The sequence below is a fragment of the Marinobacter shunpengi genome (genome assembly GCF_045449695.1).
Lineage (GTDB): Bacteria > Pseudomonadota > Gammaproteobacteria > Pseudomonadales > Oleiphilaceae > Marinobacter.
Window position 1 is genome coordinate 100,248 of record NZ_JBJJKZ010000005.1, and the last position, 18,044, is coordinate 118,291.

General features: G+C 62.1%; 16 protein-coding genes. 11 read left to right on the forward strand and 5 right to left on the reverse strand.

Annotated features, from left to right (window positions below; translation table 11 throughout):
- The first annotated feature begins 334 nt into the window (after positions 1-334).
- The 10 genes from rnr (at position 335) to ACJO2E_RS02200 (ending at position 9,992) form a co-directional block, all read left to right on the forward strand.
- The gene (gene rnr / locus ACJO2E_RS02155) at positions 335-2,854 is read left to right on the forward strand and encodes a ribonuclease R (protein WP_406961397.1); all 2,520 of its coding nucleotides are present in this window, start codon (positions 335-337) and stop codon (positions 2,852-2,854) included.
- A gap of 18 nt (positions 2,855-2,872) precedes the next feature.
- Positions 2,873-3,613, forward strand: a complete 741-nt coding sequence (rlmB, locus tag ACJO2E_RS02160; protein ID WP_406961399.1) for a 23S rRNA (guanosine(2251)-2'-O)-methyltransferase RlmB — start codon at positions 2,873-2,875, stop codon at positions 3,611-3,613.
- 106 nt (positions 3,614-3,719) lie between these two features.
- Positions 3,720-4,127 carry a DUF2628 domain-containing protein gene (locus ACJO2E_RS02165; RefSeq protein WP_406961401.1) on the forward strand — a complete coding sequence of 136 codons (408 nt, stop codon included), beginning with the start codon at positions 3,720-3,722 and terminating at the stop codon, positions 4,125-4,127.
- Positions 4,128-4,344: 217 nt separating this feature from the next.
- Complete coding sequence (gene rpsF, locus ACJO2E_RS02170) at positions 4,345-4,767, forward strand: 30S ribosomal protein S6 (protein WP_406961403.1); 423 nt, start codon at positions 4,345-4,347, stop codon at positions 4,765-4,767.
- 30 nt (positions 4,768-4,797) lie between these two features.
- Positions 4,798-5,028 (forward strand): 30S ribosomal protein S18, encoded by a 231-nt coding sequence (rpsR, locus tag ACJO2E_RS02175; RefSeq protein ID WP_328189536.1) that lies wholly within the window; start codon positions 4,798-4,800, stop codon positions 5,026-5,028.
- A 21-nt stretch (positions 5,029-5,049) separates the two neighbouring features.
- On the forward strand, positions 5,050-5,916 hold the full coding sequence (locus tag ACJO2E_RS02180) for a YybS family protein (RefSeq protein ID WP_406961405.1): 867 nt from the start codon (positions 5,050-5,052) through the stop codon (positions 5,914-5,916).
- 20 nt (positions 5,917-5,936) lie between these two features.
- Complete coding sequence (gene rplI / locus ACJO2E_RS02185; RefSeq protein WP_406961407.1) at positions 5,937-6,383, forward strand: 50S ribosomal protein L9; 447 nt, start codon at positions 5,937-5,939, stop codon at positions 6,381-6,383.
- A gap of 206 nt (positions 6,384-6,589) precedes the next feature.
- On the forward strand, positions 6,590-7,987 hold the full coding sequence (gene dnaB, locus ACJO2E_RS02190) for a replicative DNA helicase (protein ID WP_406961409.1): 1,398 nt from the start codon (positions 6,590-6,592) through the stop codon (positions 7,985-7,987).
- On the forward strand, positions 7,987-9,096 hold the full coding sequence (gene alr / locus ACJO2E_RS02195; protein ID WP_406961411.1) for an alanine racemase: 1,110 nt from the start codon (positions 7,987-7,989) through the stop codon (positions 9,094-9,096). The genes dnaB and alr overlap by 1 nt, the downstream gene beginning before the upstream one ends.
- Positions 9,093-9,992, forward strand: a complete 900-nt coding sequence (locus ACJO2E_RS02200; RefSeq protein WP_406961413.1) for a sugar nucleotide-binding protein — start codon at positions 9,093-9,095, stop codon at positions 9,990-9,992. The genes alr and ACJO2E_RS02200 overlap by 4 nt, the downstream gene beginning before the upstream one ends.
- Here ACJO2E_RS02200 and fnr read toward each other — a convergent pair.
- From fnr to ylqF, 3 genes are all read right to left on the reverse strand, one after another.
- Positions 9,939-10,682 carry a fumarate/nitrate reduction transcriptional regulator Fnr gene (fnr, locus tag ACJO2E_RS02205; RefSeq protein WP_406961415.1) on the reverse strand — a complete coding sequence of 248 codons (744 nt, stop codon included), beginning with the start codon at positions 10,680-10,682 and terminating at the stop codon, positions 9,939-9,941. The genes ACJO2E_RS02200 and fnr overlap by 54 nt on opposite strands.
- Positions 10,683-10,829: 147 nt before the next feature.
- On the reverse strand, positions 10,830-12,038 hold the full coding sequence (gene fabB / locus ACJO2E_RS02210) for a beta-ketoacyl-ACP synthase I (RefSeq protein WP_406961417.1): 1,209 nt from the start codon (positions 12,036-12,038) through the stop codon (positions 10,830-10,832).
- Positions 12,039-12,211: 173 nt separating this feature from the next.
- Positions 12,212-13,132, reverse strand: a complete 921-nt coding sequence (gene ylqF / locus ACJO2E_RS02215; RefSeq protein WP_406961419.1) for a ribosome biogenesis GTPase YlqF — start codon at positions 13,130-13,132, stop codon at positions 12,212-12,214.
- Positions 13,133-13,391: 259 nt separating this feature from the next.
- Here ylqF and ACJO2E_RS02220 point away from each other — a divergent pair, with 259 nt between their 5' ends.
- Positions 13,392-13,850 (forward strand): Spy/CpxP family protein refolding chaperone, encoded by a 459-nt coding sequence (locus tag ACJO2E_RS02220; protein WP_406961421.1) that lies wholly within the window; start codon positions 13,392-13,394, stop codon positions 13,848-13,850.
- Between the two features lie 141 nt (positions 13,851-13,991).
- Here the strand turns inward: ACJO2E_RS02220 and ACJO2E_RS02225 are convergent, their stop codons facing one another.
- On the reverse strand, positions 13,992-16,481 hold the full coding sequence (locus ACJO2E_RS02225) for an efflux RND transporter permease subunit (protein WP_406961422.1): 2,490 nt from the start codon (positions 16,479-16,481) through the stop codon (positions 13,992-13,994).
- A gap of 120 nt (positions 16,482-16,601) precedes the next feature.
- Positions 16,602-17,822: a methyl-accepting chemotaxis protein gene (locus tag ACJO2E_RS02230; protein WP_406961424.1), complete on the reverse strand. Its 1,221-nt coding sequence runs from the start codon at positions 17,820-17,822 to the stop codon at positions 16,602-16,604.
- Between the last annotated feature and the right edge of the window lie 222 nt (positions 17,823-18,044).

Below are 18,044 nucleotides of genomic sequence, written 5' to 3' on the forward strand. Positions count from 1 at the left end.
TCAACCGATGGCGCGTACTTTAATAATTCATTTGGGGTCTGTCAAACACTTTTTGAAGTCGTTCTGTAAAAAATTTCCGGGTCGTGTAGGCATGATCCCTTAAGGCGATTTCACGGCATTGTTAGGTGGCAGTGGGGGCAGGGCGTTATACTCCCGGTACATTCTGCCGGGTCTGGATGCCTTTGAATCATCTGGTCCGGGTAATTCGCCAGGGTTCTGGGTGGGTCTGACCACCAGAACGGAAGAGCTTTGCCGAATTAACCGGACAGCGGATCAAAGGTGTCCGGGCCTGGTTGCAGCCGATAATCGGCATTCAACCAGAGAAGAGAGGAATATGACTTCCAGAGAACAGACGGGTGATCCCCACGCGGATCGCGAAGCACAAAAATACGATAACCCCATCCAGAGCCGGGAATTTATCCTGGACCACCTGCGCCAGCGCGGCGCCCCCGCCACCCACGAAACCCTTTGCCAGGAACTGGGCCAGAACAGTGAGGAGGGCATCGAAGCCCTGCGTCGCCGGCTGATTGCCATGTGCCGGGACGGCCAGCTCATATGCAACCGCAAGGGCCGTTACCTGCCCATTGACGAGGCGGACCTGGTGACCGGGCGCGTGTCTGGCCACAAGGACGGCTTCGGTTTCCTGATGCCGGACGATGGCGGCTCCGACCTGTTCCTGAGTGCGCGCCAGATGCGTCAGGTTTTCCACGGTGACCGGGTAGCCGCCCGTGTCGAAAGCGTGGATGACCGGGGGCGCCGTGAAGGCAAGATCGTGGAGGTGCTGGAGCACAAAACCACCCAGACCGTGGGTCGGCTGTTCCGGGAGAATGGCATCTCCTTCGTGGTACCGGAGAATCCCCGCATCAACAACGAGATCATGGTGGCCGAGGAAGACTGCGGCAAGGGCCGTCACGGCCAGTACGTGGTGGTGGATATCCTTCGGCAGCCGACCCAGCGGGCGAAACCCACCGGTCGGGTCGTCGAGGTATTGGGCGAGCATATGGCGCCGGGTATGGAGATCGATGTGGCCATCCGCTCCTACGACATTCCCCACGCCTGGCCACCGGAAGTGGGCCGGCAGGCCGCTGGCATCGCCGAGGAAGTGCGGGACGAGGACAAGCAGAACCGGGTCGATATCCGGCACCTGCCCTTGGTAACCATTGACGGCGAGGATGCCCGGGACTTCGACGACGCCCTCTATTGCGAGCGCCGCCCCCGGGGCGGTTATCGTCTGATTGTGGCCATTGCCGATGTGTCCCACTATGTCCGCCCCGGCTCGCCGCTGGACGAGGAGGCCATCAACCGTGGTAACTCGGTGTACTTCCCGGACCATGTGGTGCCCATGCTGCCGGAGAAGCTCTCCAACGGCCTCTGCTCCCTGAACCCGGGGGTGGACCGGCTGTGTATGGTGGCGGACATGACCATCAGCGCATCGGGACGACTCAGCAGTTACAGCTTCTACCAGGCGGTGATGCACAGTCATGCCCGGCTCACCTATACCAAGGTCAGCCAGATGCTGGAGCACCCGGACACCGAGACCGGCATCGGCCTGTGCCAGCTCTATTCCGATATCCTGCCCCAGCTCCACGACCTCTACGATGTCTACAAGGTATTCCGCAAGGCGCGAACCGAGCGGGGTGCCATTGATTTCGAGACCACCGAGACGCGGGTGATCTTCGACGCCAATCGCAAGATCGAGGAGATCGTGCCGGTGGTGCGCAACGACGCCCACAAAATCGTCGAAGAGTGCATGCTGTGCGCCAACGTGGCCACGGCCCGGTTCCTGAAGAAGTACCGGGTGCCGGCCCTTTACCGCGTGCACGATGCACCGTCGGAGGAGCGCCTGCAGTCGGTCCGGCTGTTCCTGGGGGAGCTTGGCCTGCAACTGGGTGGCGGTGACAAGCCGACCTCGGCGGATTACCAGGAGTTACTGAACAGTATCAAGGACCGCCCAGATGCCCATGTGATCCAGATGGTCATGCTGCGATCCCTCAGTCAGGCGGTCTACAGCCCGGAGGAGAGCGGCCACTTCGGGCTCGGGTTTGCCAGCTATGCTCACTTCACATCGCCCATCCGGCGCTACCCGGACCTGATTGTCCACCGGGCCATCAAATCCATCGTTCACCGCGAGGAAGGGGCGAAGGACGTGGTGCACCCGCCCGAGCGTGATCCGGAACTGGCGGAGTACCCCTACGACCAGGCCCGCATGGTGCAGTTGGGTGAGCACTGCTCCATGACCGAGCGCCGGGCCGATGATGCCACCCGCGACGTTATGGCCTGGCTCAAGTGCGAGTTCCTGCGGGAGCATGTAGGCGAAACCTACGACGGTGTTATCGCCGCCGTCGTGCCCTTCGGTTTCTTCGTGGAGCTGGAGGGTATCTATATCGAAGGGCTGGTCCATATCTCCACCCTGGGGGGCGACTACTACCACCACGACTCCGCCAAGCACCGGCTGGTGGGCGAGCGTACCTCGACCAGCTTCCAGTTGGGCGACAGCGTGCGGGTCCAGGTGGTTAGAGTCGATCTGGACGACCGCAAGATCGATTTGGAGCTGATCAGCGAGCCCACCCGTCGTTCCGGTGCCAGGAAGGGCGGTCGCAAGTCGTCCGCCGCCAAGGCTCCCGCCGGTTCGGGGAAGGGCGGCAAGTCCGGTAGCCGGTCCAGGGGGCATGGTGGCAAGTCTTCGGCAAAGGACCAGCTCGTGGCTGATGCGGCCCGGGAGGCGGAGAAGAAGTCATCCGGCAAGAAGGGGGCTGGCGGTAAGGGCGGCAGCACGTCCGGCAGCAAGGCCGGTGGCGGCAAGTCCGCCACGCGCAAGGGCGGTGCCCGCGGGAAATCCGGTTCCGGTCGATAACAGGTAGGAAAGTTCAACGTGTCGGAAGAGTTTGTATTTGGCTGGCATGCCGTTGATGCCGTACTGAAGAAAGAGCCGGATCGACTCCAGCAGGTGTGGATCCAGCAGGGGCGCCAGGACCGGCGGGTGCGGCAGGTTACCGAAAGCCTGGACCAGTTGGGGGTGCGCTGGCAGGAAGTCCACCGCAAGGAGCTGGACAAGCGGGTCTCCGGTGCCCACCAGGGCGTGGTGGCCCAGGTGTCGGAAAGCCGGGAATGGAGCGAGGACGACCTGTACGCGCTGCTGGCGGCCCGTTCCGAGTCTCCCTTGCTGTTGATCCTGGACGGCGTCACTGATCCCCACAACCTTGGGGCCTGCATGCGCACGGCGGACGCGGCCGGTGTGGCCGCCGTCATCGTACCGAAAGACAAATCCGCCACCCTCAACCCGACAGCGCGGAAGGTGGCCTGTGGTGCTGCCGAAACCGTTCCCTTCGTGCGGGTGACAAACCTGGCCCGGTGCCTGCGGACCCTGCAGGAGCAGGGCGTCTGGCTGATCGGCACAGCCGGCGAGGCGGATGCCACCCTGTACCAGGCGGATTTCAACGGCCCGGTGGGGCTGGTGATGGGGGCGGAAGGCAAGGGTATGCGCCGGCTGACCCGGGAGCATTGTGACCATCTCATCAAGATTCCCATGCAGGGCCTGGTGGACAGCCTGAATGTGTCCGTGGCGACCGGGGTCTGTCTGTATGAGGCCGTGAGGCAGCGCCGCAGTATGTAGTTTTCGGCGTTGTGGCTTGCTTCTGTCGACGCGGGTGGTATATTTGCCGTCGCTTGCTGATAGGCAGGCATTTCTACATCCAATCGTCCATGGAAGGAGTCTGTATATGAGGCAGTTTCGTGTCTATCACCATGCCGATCGTGGCGCTGAAGCCGTTAAGGTCGGGTTTTCATGGCCCTGTCTGCTCTTTGGCCTGATCTGGCTGCTCGTTAAGAAACTCTGGAACGCTGCGGCAATTGTCGCCTCTCTCGTCGCCGCTTCACTGGTCGTCGATGTCATGACGGCCCAGGTTGGGCAACCAAACCCGGTTGGCCTGCTGTTGAACGCGGCATTCCTGATCGGCTGGCTGATTTTCTCGACCAAGGCCAACGAATATCGTGAGACAGTGTTGCAGCAGCGGCAGTATGAGTTGCTGGGACAGTTCGAAGCGGACACTCCCCAGCAGGCTGTCAGCCTGGCCCTGACCCAATCCGGCGGGGCGTCGGATGCGGGAGAAGGCGTCCTTTCCGGCTAAGCAGGCCCGTCCCCCCGATGGGGTCGGTTGCATCCTGATGAATTCAGTCATAGAATACCGCACCCCTTTTCCAAGGGTCGGGGTGCTATTGCCTGAAAACCGGTGGTAATACCGGTTTGGGCCATTACCCCAGAAACCGGCAGCCTGGCTGCCGACTCCTTGCTTTCCGCAGAGATAATACGCCTGCGGGAGGCTGTTCAAACCGTAGGGAGAAAACATGCGTCACTACGAAATCGTATTCATGGTGCATCCCGATCAGAGCGAGCAGGTGCCCGCCATGATCGAGCGTTACACCGGCCTCATCACCGATGATGGCGGTAAGATTCATCGCCTTGAGGACTGGGGACGTCGTCACCTGGCCTACCCGATCAACAAGATCCACAAGGCCCACTACGTCCTGATGAACGTCGAATGTTCTCAGGCAGCCCTTGACGAGCTGGCTCACAACTTCCGCTTCAACGATGCGATCATCCGTGAAATGGTGATCCGTCGTGATGGTCCGGATACTGAAATGTCTCCGATGAAGGCTGCTGAGTCCCGGGAAGACCGTCGTTCCGACGACCGTCCGCGCCGCAACACTGAAACCAGTGAGCGCCGTGAGGACCGTCAGGAAAAGTCGTCCCAGGACGAAGAAGAGTAATCACCCCATCCGGAGTTGAGGAGTTAATCAATGGCTCGTTTTTTCAGACGTCGTAAGTTCTGTCGCTTCACGGCAGAGGGTGTCAAGGAGATCGATTACAAGGATCTGGACACCCTGAAAGGTTACATCACCGAAACCGGCAAGATCGTGCCCAGCCGGATCACCGGCACCAAGGCCCGTTACCAGCGTCAGCTGTCGACCGCCATCAAGCGCGCTCGCTACCTGGCCCTGCTGCCGTACACGGACAGCCACGACAACTAAGATCGTTCAGGACCCGGGACCATGCGTGCACTGGCTCAGTATGTAATGCGCGGTCCCCTGCAAGCGGGCGGCGTTGCTGCCCTGGCAACCGCGATTCCCTACCTGTCATGGATCGGGGCTGCGGTTGTCGGCCTGGTGGTACTCAGGCTCGGGCCCGTTCAGGGGCTGAATATCGGCCTCTGGGCCCTGCTGCCGGCCCTTGGCTGGGCCTGGTTCGGCAACGAGCCGTCGGTTATCGCGGTCTTGTTGCTGGTCTACCTGATGGCGGCGGTGCTTCGCGGCACCATGTCCTGGGAGCGCAGCCTGCTGGCAGGCTCCGCCCTTGGCCTGGTCATCGGGCTGCTGCTGCCAAGCCTGTTTTCCGACATGCTGGCGGCCGTTACGGATGCTTTCCTGGAAATCTACCAGTGGGCCTATCCGGACATGGCGGCCCAGCTCGGTGAAGACTTCAGGCCGGCGGTACGCAGTATGGTGAATGGTCTTATGCCCGGTACCTATCTGGGCATGGCGGTGGCCGTGATCATGCTGTCCAGGTACTGGCAGGCAGCGTTGTACAATCCGGGTGGATTCCGCCGTGAGTTCCACGGTTTCCGCCTCTCCAGGGGCGTGGCAGCGGTCTGTGTCCTGCTGCTCCTGGTGGCCCCGATGGCCGGGATCAACCCGTTGCTGCTGGGGTGGGTGGCCGGTCTGCCGCTGCTGGTGGCCGGCATCGCGCTGGTTCATGGCGTGGTTGGCTTGAAGAAGGCCAGCAACCTGTGGCTGGTGGCGTTCTACGCCTTGCTTGTGGTTCAGGGTTTTACGATCAGTCTGTTGTTAATGCTGTTGGCAATTGTGGATAGCTGGCTGGATATCCGGAGACGCATCCGTCCTGCCGGGCCGGCTGAATAAAGCGCGAAGAGGTTAACGAGATGGAAGTTATTCTGCTCGAGAAAGTTGCAAACCTGGGTTCCCTGGGTGACAAGGTCAAGGTAAAGGCCGGTTACGGTCGTAACTTCCTGCTGCCATATGGCAAGGCGGTTGCCGCGACCGAGGAAAACCTGAAGGCGTTCGAAGAGCGTCGTGCAGAACTGGAAAAAGCGGCCGCCGATAAGCAGGCTGCCGCCCAGAGCCGCGCCGAAGCGCTGGAAGGTCAGTCCTTCACCATCAGCTCCAAGGCCGGTGACGAAGGCAAGCTGTTCGGCTCCATTGGTGTTCGCGATATCGCTGATGCCATTACGGCTGCCGGTACCGAAGTGGAGAAGAGCGAAGTCCGTCTGCCGGAAGGCCCGATCCGGGTGACCGGCGAGTACGAGATCGAGCTTCAGCTGCACACCGACGTAACCGTGACCGTTCAACTGGCCGTTGTCGCCGACTGATCCGGATTTCACCGTTATGTCTTGAGGGCCGGGCGGAGGTTTTCCGTTGGGTTCTCAGTTTCACAGGCCCGGGCTGCCTAGGCAGCTTCCGGGCCTGTGTGTTTCTGGTATCCTAGGAAAATATCTGGCAAATCTGGTCCCCGGCAATCGCCCGGATTCCGGCCCGTCGCCACCAGTCGTCTCTGTTTCAGCATCCGAGAGTTTGCATGGCCACCAGCAGTTTCAAGGCATCCAGCGCCGACCTGGAAACCTCCAGGATCAAGATTCCCCCCCATTCCGTGGAAGCGGAGCAGGCCGTGTTAGGTGGCCTGATGCTGGACAACCGTCGTTTTGACGAGGTGGCCGAGACTATCTCGGCGTCGGACTTTTACCGGCAGGATCACAGGCTGATCTACGCTGCGGTCGAGCGTCTGGCCTCGGAAAGCGAGCCACTGGACGTTGTAACTCTGGCGGAATATCTGGAGCGGGCGGGGGATATCGAGGATGCCGGCGGCCTGTCCTACCTGGCGGAACTGGCGGAGAAGACTCCCAGTGCCGCCAATATCCGGGCCTACGCTCAGATCGTGGCCGAGCGTTCCATCCTGCGGCAGTTGATCGAGGTGTCCGGCGGCATTGTCGACTCCGCTTTCAATCCCCAGGGGCGCACCAGTGCCGACCTGCTGGATGAGGCCGAGCGCAATGTGTTCCGTATTGCCGAGTCCCGCACCAAGGAGGGCTCGGGCCCCAAGCCTATCAACCCGATCCTGACCCAGGCACTGACCCGTATCGAGGAGCTGTTCGAGTCCGGTGAAAAGGTTACCGGTGTGACCACGGGCTTCACCGACCTGGACGAGTGGACCTCAGGCATGCAGCCGTCGGACCTGCTGATCGTGGCGGGGCGGCCGTCCATGGGTAAGACCACCTTTGCCATGAACATCGTCGAGAACGCGTTATTGTCCACCGGCGAGCCTGTGCTGGTGTTCAGTATGGAGATGCCGGCGGACTCCATCGTCATGCGGATGCTGTCGTCCCTGGGGCGGATCGACCAGACCCGCATGCGTAGCGGCAAGCTGGAGGAGGACGACTGGCCCCGGCTGACGTCGGCGGTCAGCCTGCTCAAGGACAAGCCCCTGTACATCGACGATACCCCGGGCCTGAGCCCCACCGAGATGCGCTCCCGGGCCCGCCGTGTGGCCCGGGAGAACGGCGGCAAGCTCAGCCTGATTATGGTGGATTACCTGCAGTTGATGCGGGTACCGGGCAACACCGAGGGCCGTACCGCCGAAATCTCGGAGATCTCCCGTTCCCTGAAGGGCCTGGCGAAGGAACTGAGTTGCCCGCTGGTGGCCCTGTCGCAGCTTAACCGGAGCCTGGAGCAACGGCCCAACAAGCGCCCGGTGAACTCGGACCTGCGGGAATCCGGCGCCATCGAGCAGGACGCCGACGTGATCATGTTCGTCTACCGGGACGAGGTCTACAACGAGGACACCCAGGATAAGGGCATTGCCGAGATCATCATCGGCAAGCAGCGGAACGGTCCCATCGGGACGGTGCGGCTGGCCTTCATCGGCAAGTACACCAAGTTTGAGGATCTGGCCCACGGTGACTACGGCGGGGATTACTGATGCCGCGCGAGACCGTTGCCCGCATTAACCTGGACAGCCTGAGGCACAATTTCCGCATCGCCCGTGAACGGGCGGGCGGTGCCCGGGCCATGGCGGTGGTCAAGGCCGATGGCTATGGCCACGGTATCGAACGGGTGGCCCTGGCCCTGGCCGGGGAAACAGACCACTACGCCGTCGCCTGCCTGGAGGAAGCCGTGGCGCTCCGGGAGGCGGGGCTGACCCAGCCGGTGTTGCTGATGCAGGGGGTGCACCAGGCGTCCGACCTGGCGTTGTGTGAAGCCGAGGGCTTTACCGTGGTGGTGCACCACGAACACCAGGTTGAATGGCTGGAATCCGGCGGTGCCCGCCCCCGGGTATGGCTCAAGGTCAATTCCGGCATGAACCGCCTGGGCTTTGCGCCGGGGGAGGTCGCGGCGGTGTGCCAGCGGCTGCAACGCAGCGGTATCCGGGTGACCGGCGCCATGACCCATTTTGCCTGCGCCGACGACGACACCAGCGACCGCACCGCCGAACAGACCGCCCTGTTTGACGAGGCCACGGGGCCCCTGGGGCCCATTGCCCGCAGTGTGGCCAATTCAGCGGCCCACTTTCGGCCGGGGCAGCGGATGTATGACTGGACCCGCCCCGGCATCATGCTCTATGGCTCGTCCCCCATGCTGGGGCATCATGGGCCCGAACTGGGCCTGAAATCGGTGATGACACTGGAATCGCGGCTGATTGCCCTCCGCCACCTGGGGCCGGGGGAGGCCGTGGGTTACGGCGAGACCTGGCGCGCCACCCGGCCAACGGTCATGGGTATGGTCTGTGCCGGATATGGCGATGGTTACCCCCGCCATGCGGTCAACGGCACCCCGGTGGGGGTGCGGGGAACACGGGCCTCCCTGATCGGCCGGGTGTCCATGGACATGCTGGCGGTGGACCTGACAGGTGTCGACGATGCCACCGTGGGTGATCCGGTGGAGCTCTGGGGACCGAATATTCCTATTGACGAGGTAGCGGCCTGCGCCGGTACGATCAGCTATGAACTGCTGACAGGCGTGACCGGGCGGGTACCCCGGGTGGCGCTGGACAGTGGGTCCACAGGCGGGATGACGGGATCGGATTCGTGAATGTACTGGTAGTCCATAACAACGGGGTATTGGGGCGCCTGCTTCTGAAGCGGCTGGCCCGCACCCATCTTGAGGTGACACCGCTGCTGATCAGTGACCTGTCGCATCTGGACCTGTCCGGGGTACCGCAATGGATACCGGAGGGCACGGATGTAATCGTCAACGCCATGTGGCTGACCGATCCAGAGCCTGCCGAGGCAGATCCGGAACAGGCTCGCACCAAGGCTTTCTCACTGCCTATGGCCCTGGCGGAGTACGCTGCTGCAAAGGATATGATCCTGGTACAGCTATCCACCTCCTACGTCTTTGACGGCCGCAAGCAGAGCGCTTACCTGTCTTCCAATCCCGGCAATCCGATTGGCCAGCTTGGTATCTGGCAGTGGGAGTGCGAGCAAGTGCTGCGAACGGTCCTTCCCCGGCACATCCTGCTGCGCACCGGCTGGGGGCTGCAGCGGTTTATCCGCAAGGTGGTGGAGTCGGCGCGGCAGGGGGAATCCCTGTGCCTGTCGAGTCGGCACCGGGGGCAACCGGTGGCCGCCAGTGACCTGGCGCGGGTGATCAGTGCCATCCTGATGCAACTGGACTGTGGCGCCGAGGTCTGGGGCACCTACCAGTACGCTGGCGCCGAGGAAATCAGCCAGTATGAACTGGGCCTCGCCATTGCCGACAGGCCGGAGGTGAATGGCGACGGTGACGAGAAGGCGGTCCATGTGATGGATGAGCAGCCGGACTGGAGCGCCGTGGAACCGGAAAACGCCACGCTGGGCTGCACCAAGATACGCAATACCTTTGGCGTCAAGCAGCAACCCTGGCGGATCGCCCTGACCGAGGAGCTTGAGCTGTCAGGCCTGGGCGTTGCCCAGGGCCATGGCCTGAAGGGCCTCAATGTTGACTAGTTCGATGTCCCGACCGCGGGCCCGTATCAGGCCCTGATTCTGGAACCGGGTGAACACCCGGCTGACCGTCTCCACCGCCAGGCCGAGGAAGTTGGCGATGTCGTTGCGGGCCATGGGCAGGTTGAAGTGGGTGGGCGACAGCTTGCGGCGATGGAAACGGGTGGACAGGGACAGCAGCAGTGCCGCGATGCGTTCCTCCGCCGTATTCTTGCTTAGCAGCACCGATAGCTGATGGCTGTTGCGGATCTCCTGGCTCATCAGGTGCAGGATGTGGTGTTGCAGGCCCGGCATGATATGGACCAGTTTCTCCAACTGGTCCACCGGTATCTCGCAGACACTGGTGCGTTCCAGAGCCTTGGCCGAGGATGCGTGGGTGTCGTCACTCATGCTGTCCAGCCCCACCAGGTCGCCAGGCATGAAGAACCCGGTGATCTGCTCTTCCCCGGATTCGGTCACCACCGATGTCTTGATGGCCCCGCTCTTGACGGCAAAGCAGGAACGGAAGGGCGCATTCTGGGTAAACACCTGTTCACCCCGGTTGATGATGTGATCACGGTTGACCACGTCGTCCAGCCGGTTCATCTCACTGCTGTCCAGTGCCAGCGGCAGGCACAGGTTGCTCAGGCTACAGTACTGGCAGGAGGTCCTGGACTTGGCGGAGGCTTGGCGGACGTGTATGGGCTGATTCATGGCGAACCCTGGTAGCTGGTGACTGGTCCGTAATACTGACCCTCATTAAGCGACACATTAATACCTGCCGCGAGGTTTGCCAATGCCCGTGAGGCCAACAGGCCCCGGAAATATCGTTCCGGGGCCCGGGTGCTGCTGCTCGGATATTCACACTTTGCTGAAAACCAGCGATGCGTTGGTGCCACCAAAGCCGAAGCTGTTCGACATCACTCTGTTCAGGCTCTGCTCTCGGGCATCCGGGCCGACGATGGGCATCCCGGCCAGTTCCTCGTCCGGGTTCTCCAGGTTGGCGGTGCCGGCGATAAAGCCATTCTGCAGCATCAGCAGGGAGTAGATGGCCTCCTGTGCACCGGTAGCACCCAGGGAATGCCCGGTCAGCGACTTGGTGGAGGAAATCGCGGGTACCCTGTCCCCGAACACATTGCGAACTGCCTTCATCTCGGCCACATCCCCCACCGGCGTGCTGGTGCCGTGGGCATTGATGTAGTCGATGTCACCCTCTACGGTTGCCATGGCTTGCTGCATGCACCGGGCGGCGCCTTCGCCGGACGGGGCCACCATGTCGTAGCCGTCGGAGGTGGCGCCATAACCGGTCAGCTCCGCAATAATGTTGGCGCCGCGTTTACGGGCGTGCTCCAGTTCCTCCAGCACCAGCATGCCACCACCGCCGGCGATCACGAAGCCGTCGCGACCAGTATCGAACGGGCGGGAGGCCGCCTCGGGGGTGTCATTGTACTTGAAGGACAGGGCGCCCATGGCGTCGAACAGCATGGTCAGGCTCCAGTCCTCTTCCTCGCCGCCACCGGCGAAGACGATGTCCTGTTTGCCGTTCTGGATCTGCTCCATGGCGTGGCCGATGCAGTGGGCGCTGGTGGCGCAGGCCGAGGACATGGAATAGTTCACGCCACGGATCTTGTAGGCAGTTGCCAGGCAGGCGGATACGGTGGAGGTCATGATGCGCGGTACCATGAACGCGCCGATACGCTTGACCCCTTTCTCCCGCATGATATCGGTGGCTTCCACCTGGCTGGAGCAGGAGGCGCCGCCGGAGCCGGCAATCAGGCCGGTACGGTCGTTGGAGATCATATCCGGTGTCAGACCGGACTGCTCAATGGCCTGCTCCATGGACAGGTAGGCATACATGGCGGACTCGCCCATGAACCGTCGAAGCTTGCGGTCGATAACCGAGGTGTCCACGTCCACGGTACCGCAGATCTGGCTGCGAAAGCCGAGTTCCTTGTAGGTTTCGTTAAAGCGGATGCCGGACTTGCCCTGTCGCAGGCTGTCGGTCACCTCGTCGGTGGAGTTGCCAAGGCAGGACACGATGCCCATGCCGGTTACCACTACCCGTCTCATACAGTTCTCCTTGATGTCAGTCCGGCCCGTTCTTGGTGACCGGCCCTGAGGATGTTCCGGCGGATCCGGATTGCCCGCCCCTTCAATTCTGGTGTGGGAGTCTAGGCAATTTGCACGCTGATTGGTATTTGACCTTTGTCATGTTCGACCGTTCCCCAATCCGGGGAAAGGGGTTACCGGCGGCGTTTGCGGTTGGTCTTGCGCTCTTCCTTCCGGGTCGCTTCCTGTTCCTGGCGAAGCACTTCCCGGGCCTGCTCGGTTTCCACCATGGCCGGTGTTTCCAGGGATACCGTGCCGAGAGTGCCGGCCCGGAGTTCATTGAGCAGCACTTCCGAGACCTTGTGCAAGTCCGGGACACCGCCCCGGGCAAAGAAGCGGCGCCTGGCGGCGATGGCGTCCATCAGGGCCAGGCCGTCTTCCGGCGCCCCGTCCAGGCCATACCGTTCACAAACGCGCTCAGGGTAGGCCTGGAGCAGGTAATCCGCTGCGAACAGGGCCACATCCTCGTACTCAATGACGGCAGCACGTATGGCGCCGGTGACCGCCAGGCGGTAGCCGCACTCCTCGGGCGACAGCTTGGGCCAGAGAAAGCCCGGCGTATCATACAGCAGGATGTTGTCGGGCAGCTTGATGGCCTGCTGGGCCCGGGTGACCGCCGGCTCGTTACCGGTCTTCGCCACCGGGCGGCCCGCCAGGGTATTGATCAGGGTGGACTTGCCCACGTTGGGAATGCCCAGGATCATGATGCGCAGGGCCCGGGTGTCGCGGATGCTGTCCGGCACCATCTGCTGGGCAAGCTTGAGAATCGCCAGGGCCTCGTCACGGTGGTTGTGGCTCAGGGTGACGGCCCGTATGCCTTTTTCCTGTTCCAGCCAACGTTGCCACTGTGCGGTGATGTCCGGGTCCGCCAGGTCGCGCTTGTTGAGCACCTTGATGACCGGGGTCTCTCCCCGCAGTGCCGGTACCATCGGATTTTCGCTGCTGAAGGGAATGCGCGCGTCCAGGACCTCGATGATCAGGTCCATTTGCGGCATGACCTGTTTGATCTCCTTGCGGGCCTTGTGCATGTGGCCTGGAAACCAGTTGATGGCCATGGTCTGAGCTCCTGGCGTGATTTGGCGGTTTGGGTGGTTTGCTGGTCTGGATTGTGACAGGGCGCCATTATGGCGGGGAATAAAGAATTTTTCACATTTCTCTGAAAGTCGCTCGTGACGGGGCCTGGAGCAATGTGTCCAGTATATATGTCGTCTTTGACGCTGGTTGCGGGGTGAATTCCGAGGTTGATTTCTTTAGGGTGAGCATGTTCCGATGCGACATCGACATCAGATTAAGAAAGTTACCACGGAGAAATACATGACCTTGATTCGTAACCTTGCCGTAGCACTGATTGCCCTGACCTTTGCGGGTTTCGCCGCGGCGCAGCAGCAGGACCAGGTATCCCAACTGGCCCAGATGGTAGGACTCAGTGATGAGCAGCAGTCAGAAATTCGCGGCATCATGGAAGAAACCCAGGGTGAGCTCCAGGAACTCCAGGCAGAGGCAAGGGAGATCCAGCAGCAGCTCCAGGCGCAGATTGGTCCCGACTATGACGAGGCCACCATCCGCGAAGACGCCGCCCGCCTGGGTGAGCTGAACGGTGAGATGACTGCACTGTCCACCCTGATGCAGGCTCGCATCGACAGCGTGTTCACCGAGGAGCAGCGTAACACCCTGGAAGAGCGCATGCGCCAGATGCAGCAACAGCAGCAGCAAATGCAGCAGCAGATGCAACAGCGCCAGATGCAGCAGCAACAGGGCGGCGGCATGCAGTAAGGCCCCGCCATTGCCCGGACAGTCCTGTTCGGACACAAAAAACCGCACCGCCCCTCCGGGCCGTGCGGTTTTTTTGTGGCAGTCTGGTGGTGTTCCTGGGCTAGTGTCCCGGCGCATTCCTTGCCGCCGGGGCGATGGCTGTTATGGGAGGTTTCCCTCAGGTCCGAAGGGTTTGACCAGCAGGATCAGCCGGGGTAGCAGCATCAGCGCGCCCATCAGGGCCATGAACATGGCGAAGCCGGTGAACAGCCCGAAATAGATGGTGGGCAGAAAGTTGGACAGTACCAGGATCGAGAAGCCGATGATGATGGTCAGGGTAGTGTAGGACATGGCCCGGCCAATGCTCTGGTGGCAACGGTGCATGGTGGCGATGTAGTCCCGGTCCTTTTCGAACTCCACCCGGAACCGGTGAATGTAGTGGATGGTGTCGTCCACGGCGATGCCCACGGTAATAGCGGCCACGGTGATGGTCATCATGTCCAGCGGTATACCCAGCCAGCCCATCAGCCCCAGCACCGAGCCGGCGGCCAGCAGGTTGGGAGCAATGCCCACCAGGGCCAGTGTCAGGGACCGGAACAGCGCCAGGAACATCAGGCTGATGGCCAGGAACACGATGCCCAGGGTGCGGATCTGGGAATCGAACAGGCTTTGCAGCATGTTGTTGTACATCACCGTCATGCCGGTGAACAGCAACTGGTCCTCTTCGAACCCGAGTTCGCCGGTCAGGTGGTTGCGGATTTCCTTCAGCAGCCCATCCCGGCGCAGTTCGGGCAGGGAGTCGATCAGGCGCACGCTGATCCGGGCCTGGTGATGCTCCTCGTTGACGTAGGGGGTCAGCAGGATCGGTTTCAGATCGTCCGGCAGGAACGCCGGTACGAAGGCTACCTGCATGGCGTCCAGGGAGTCGCCACCATTCACATCGGCCAGCAGGCGCAGGGTGGTGGTGATGGACAGTACCTTGCCGGTTTCCGGCAGGCTGGCCAGGTACTCGTGCACCTGCTCCAGGCGCTGCAGTTTCTGCCAGGTAAACCAGGTGTCCCGCAGGTCGCCGCCCTCACAGTCGTCCACGAAGGGGTCGCAGTCGCTGACGAAAGGATCGGTCTGGGACTCCTCCGGCCGCTGCAGGTCGGTAATCACGATATCCAGGGGCGTGGTGCCCCCCAGCTTGCGGTCGATCACCAGCATGCCCTGGTGGATCTCCGTGTCGGACTTGAAGTAGTCGATAAAGCTGTTCTCCACCGACAGGCGGGCCATGCCGGCCACGCAAAGTACCGCCAGCACCAGGGAGCCGATCAGCACGGTGCCGCCGAAGCGCTCGGTGACACGTGCGAAGGCATCCGTCACCGGCAGGCTGCCAGGGGCGAGCTGGCGGGGAGTCGGGTCCGGCAGCAGTGATACCAGCACCGGAAACATCAGGAAGCTGATGGCGAAGGCCAGGGCCAGTCCCAGGGTCATCATCCAGCCGAAGTCGATCACCGGGCGTATGCCGCTGAACGTGAGCGAGCCAAAGGCCACCATGGTGGTCAGTGCCATGTAGAAACACGGCTTGACCATGGCCGCCAGGGTGTCCCGCAGGTGCTGTTTCTGGTCCTGGTCCGGGTTCTCCTGCTGGAACTCCCGGTAGCGCACCATCAGGTGGATGGTCAGCGACAGGGTCATGATCAGCAGCAGTGACACGAAGTTGGAGGAAATGACGGTCACCGGCCACTGCATCCAGCCCAGGTAGCCGGACACCAGCCAGACCGTGAGGCCGCAGCAGAGGATGGGGACCACAACCCACTGCCAGCGGCGGAAGATCACCACCAGGGTCAGTAGCAGGAACACCAGAACGCCAACACCGAAGGTGGACAGGTCGTTCTGGATAAAGCGGATCATGTCCGAGGCGATCATGGGCACGCCACCCAGGTGAATCTCCGCCTGATCCCGGTACTGGTCGAGGATGGCGCGGACATCGGCAATGGTCTGTGCCCGCTCCGCTTCCAGGCGCTCCAGCAGGGCAGTGAAATCATCCGATACCCGCTCCAGTTCCCGGGCCTGTTCCTCGTCCAGCTTTCCGGCCCGCTCCAGTTCCCTCAGTTCATTGCGTCGGAACAGCAGGTCGAAGTACTCGTCCGGGGTGGGCAGGTTCACCTGGATGGCGGTGGTGCTGGCGTCCTCGCTGATCAGCATGTTGGGGTAGAGGGGATTGGATAGCAGGGATTCCCGCGCCCGGTCCAGGGGCACATCGTTCTCGTCCAGGGTCAGTATTTCCGATTCCACCGTGTCCAGGGTGAGGTCGGGGCTGTGCAGTAGGGGGACGTTGAGGATGCTGTTGGTGGAGCCCACGGGCTCCAGGTCAGCGAGGTCATTACGCAGGTGGCGCAGGGTGTCGATGGCGTCCCGGGCGAATAACGCATCATGGGGCCGGTACGTCACCACCAGGAAGTCGTCGGAGGCACCAAAACGCTGGTTGACCGTGCGGTAGTCCTCCAGGGCGCTGTCGTTTTCCAGTACCAGGGACTCGGCGGAGGCATCCAGGCGGAACTGGTGCAGTTTCAGGCTGGCCACCAGCAGCACCAGGGCAAACAGCGCCAGGGTGATCCAGGGGTGCGTCAGTACGAGCCGGTCATAGAACCGATAGAGGGAACGCATGAGGTAAGCAGACTCCATTGCAATAAGGACACGCGAAGTCTGCCACAGTGATCACAAAATTGTGAAAAATCCCGTTAAATTAACTGGCTTCTGTTACCGACACCGCCCCGATATCACCCGCTACTGAACGCGGACCTGACGGGATACCTGCTCCAGCGAGTCGATCAGTTGCTTGAGGCGCTTGCCCATCTCGGCACTGGCGGCCAGTTCCCGGACCATGGTCTCGGTGGTCTCGCGGATGGCCTGGACATCCGCCAGTACTGCGTCCGTGCCGGCGGTCTGGTCGGCGGACACGCTGGCGATCTCGGCGTTGGTGTGGTCGATGCGACCGACCATGCCCTTGATGTCCTCCAGGGCCTGACGGCCCTCCATGGCCTCGTTGACGCAACGTGAGGCATCCGTGGAACTGGTGGTCATCTGGTCCACGGCGGCTTCCATCGCCTGTAGCAGGCGGTCGATGGTGCCCTGGATCTGGTCGGTGGAATCCTGGACCCGCTGGGCCAGCTTGCGCACCTCATCCGCCACCACCGCAAAGCCCCGCCCCTGCTCACCGGCCCGCGCCGCTTCGATGGCGGCGTTCAGTGCCAACAGGTTGGTCTGCTCGGCAATGCCCTTGATCTCGGTTACCGCCTGGCGGATTTCCTGGCTGTTGTTGGCCAGGGCCTGGACCGAAGTGGCGGAGCTGTCGATGGCCCCGGACAGGGTCTGGATGGACTCGGCACTGCGGGCCACCCGGGCGCTGCCGTCCACGGCGGCCCGGTTGGCTTCGTGGGACAGGGTGTTGGCGATGCCCGCCTGCTCGGCAATGCCGGAGAAGCTCTGCAGCATGGCTTCCACCACCTGGGCGGAGCGTTCGGCGCCCTGCTGCTGGCGGGTCAGTTCATCACGCCGGCGTTCGGCGGCGGCAGTGAGTTCCCGCACCTCGCCATGCAGCCGGCTGATAGCCTCCAGCATACCGCTGACCACATCGCCGGTGCGCTGCTGCATGGCGTTGAAGGCTTCCGCCATCTCACCGATCTCGTCGGTGGAATCCACCAGCGCCCGCTCGCTGAGGTTACCGGACATCTGCACGGATACCATGGTTTTCTTCAGGCGGTGGACGTGACGCTCAATGAACGAGATCAGCAGTTGGGAGCCGGCCATCTCCAGTAGCATCAGCAACGCCACGATACCCGCATAGGCCGGGGCGGTTTCCATGAAGACATCCCCGAATGTCTGCCCCGTCAGGGTGGCGGTGTTGTGCATGGCATAGAGCACCAGCAGGCACATCACTGCGAAAACCACAATGTTCAGCAGCCAGAATTTGTATTTGAGACGGGCGTTTTTCAGCAGAGTCAGCATGTTCAACCTGTTGTCGGGTGGTGTCCGCCCGTCGTGTCGGGCGACCCTGGTAACGGGGCAGCGGATAACCATAGCAGCAAACGATGAAAGCCTGATTGCCCTGGATCAGATAAGGAATCAGGTTTCACAAAGTCTTACAAAAAACTTGTCGGCCGGGGCAGAAAAAAATTGAGGGTGATCAGCGAAATATCGGGGAAGGCAGCGGGCAGGCGCCCGCTGCCG

Bases quoted from the DNA above. Each gene is read 5' to 3' on its own strand.
- fabB (WP_406961417.1), bottom strand. From the start codon at position 12,038: ATGAGACGGGTAGTGGTAACCGGCATGGGCATCGTGTCCTGCCTTGGC.
- dnaB (WP_406961409.1), top strand. From the start codon at position 6,590: ATGGCCACCAGCAGTTTCAAGGCATCCAGCGCCGACCTGGAAACCTCC.
- rplI (WP_406961407.1), top strand. From the start codon at position 5,937: ATGGAAGTTATTCTGCTCGAGAAAGTTGCAAACCTGGGTTCCCTGGGT.
- ACJO2E_RS02230 (WP_406961424.1), bottom strand. From the start codon at position 17,822: ATGCTGACTCTGCTGAAAAACGCCCGTCTCAAATACAAATTCTGGCTG.
- alr (WP_406961411.1), top strand. From the start codon at position 7,987: ATGCCGCGCGAGACCGTTGCCCGCATTAACCTGGACAGCCTGAGGCAC.
- rpsR (WP_328189536.1), top strand. From the start codon at position 4,798: ATGGCTCGTTTTTTCAGACGTCGTAAGTTCTGTCGCTTCACGGCAGAG.
- ACJO2E_RS02220 (WP_406961421.1), top strand. From the start codon at position 13,392: ATGACCTTGATTCGTAACCTTGCCGTAGCACTGATTGCCCTGACCTTT.
- rpsF (WP_406961403.1), top strand. From the start codon at position 4,345: ATGCGTCACTACGAAATCGTATTCATGGTGCATCCCGATCAGAGCGAG.
- ACJO2E_RS02225 (WP_406961422.1), bottom strand. From the start codon at position 16,481: ATGCGTTCCCTCTATCGGTTCTATGACCGGCTCGTACTGACGCACCCC.
- rnr (WP_406961397.1), top strand. From the start codon at position 335: ATGACTTCCAGAGAACAGACGGGTGATCCCCACGCGGATCGCGAAGCA.
- ACJO2E_RS02180 (WP_406961405.1), top strand. From the start codon at position 5,050: ATGCGTGCACTGGCTCAGTATGTAATGCGCGGTCCCCTGCAAGCGGGC.
- ACJO2E_RS02165 (WP_406961401.1), top strand. From the start codon at position 3,720: ATGAGGCAGTTTCGTGTCTATCACCATGCCGATCGTGGCGCTGAAGCC.
- ylqF (WP_406961419.1), bottom strand. From the start codon at position 13,132: ATGGCCATCAACTGGTTTCCAGGCCACATGCACAAGGCCCGCAAGGAG.
- fnr (WP_406961415.1), bottom strand. From the start codon at position 10,682: ATGAATCAGCCCATACACGTCCGCCAAGCCTCCGCCAAGTCCAGGACC.